At 67.3% G+C, this 1,227-nt stretch carries 1 protein-coding gene; it reads right to left on the bottom strand.

Annotation, left to right across the window (positions count from 1 at the left end):
• Positions 1-1,197 (bottom strand): dicarboxylate/amino acid:cation symporter (locus DMC18_RS14195; RefSeq protein ID WP_110133026.1); only part of this gene is annotated, 1,197 nt, incomplete at its 3' end.
• Positions 1,198-1,227 lie beyond the last annotated feature (30 nt).

Genomic DNA, 1,227 nt, shown 5'->3' with positions numbered 1-1,227 from the left:
GCCGATGAAGTTGGTCAGGGCCCGGCACTCGCTCATGAAGCGGTCGACGCCGAGGATCAGCGCCATGCCGGCCACCGGCACGCTGGGCACCACCGACAGCGTCGCCGCCAGGGTGATGAAGCCGGCCCCCGTGACGCCCGCCGCGCCCTTGGACGACAGCATGGCCACGCCCAGCAGCAGGACCTGCTCCTCCAGCGACAGGTGCACGCCGGTGGCCTGGGCGATGAACAGGGCCGCCAGGGTCATGTAGATGTTGGTGCCGTCCAGATTGAACGAATAGCCCAGCGGCACGACGAGGCCGACGACCGGCTTGGCGCAGCCGGCGCGCTCCAGCTTCTCGATCAGGCTGGGCAGGGCCGACTCCGACGAACTGGTGCCCAGCACCAGCAGCAGCTCGCCCTTCAGGTAGCGGATCAGCTTGAGGATCGAGAAGCCGTTGAACCGGGCCACCGCTCCCAGCACCACCAGCACGAAGATCAGCGAGGTGGCGTAGAAGGTCCCGACCAGGGCGGCCAGGTTGATCACCGAGCCGATGCCGTACTTGCCGATGGTGAAGGCGAAGGCCCCGAAGGCCCCGATCGGGGCGGCCTTCATCAGGATGGCCACCAGCTTGAAGAAGGCGTGGGCGACGGCTTCCAGCAGGTCGATCACCGGCTGTCCGCGGTCGCCGACCAGGGCCAGGGCGATGCCGAACATCACCGAGAAGAACAATACCTGCAGGATGTCGCCGTCGGCGAAGGCTCCAGCCACCGTGGCCGGGATGATGTTCATCAGGAAGCCGACGATGGTCGTCTCGTGGGCCTTGGCGGCGTAGTCGGCGACCTTGGCGTTGTGCAGCGTGCTGGGGTCGACGTTCATGCCTGCGCCGGGATGCACGGCGTTGGCGATGATCAGGCCGATGATCAAAGCCAGGGTCGAAAAGGTCAGGAAATAGGCGAAGGCCTTCAGCGCCACGCGGCCAAAGCGCCCCAGATCCCGCATGCCGGCGATGCCGGTGACGACGGTGAGGAAGATCACCGGAGCGATGACCATCTTCACCAGCTTGATGAAGGCGTCGCCCAGCGGTTTCAGGCTCTCGCCGAAGCCGGGCCAGAAGTGACCGATCAGGGCGCCGGCGGCGATGGCGACCAGCACCTGGACGTAGAGATGCGTGTACCAGGGGCCATGGCGCGGCGGGGCTGCGGCGGCGGGAAGCATGGCTCGTCTCCGGGGCCGCCGTCGCCGACC

It is taken from the genome of Caulobacter sp. D5, from assembly GCF_003185805.1.
Classification (GTDB): domain Bacteria; phylum Pseudomonadota; class Alphaproteobacteria; order Caulobacterales; family Caulobacteraceae; genus Caulobacter.
Note: the sequence above shows the minus strand (reverse complement) of the source record. Positions and strands in the feature narration are given on the sequence as shown.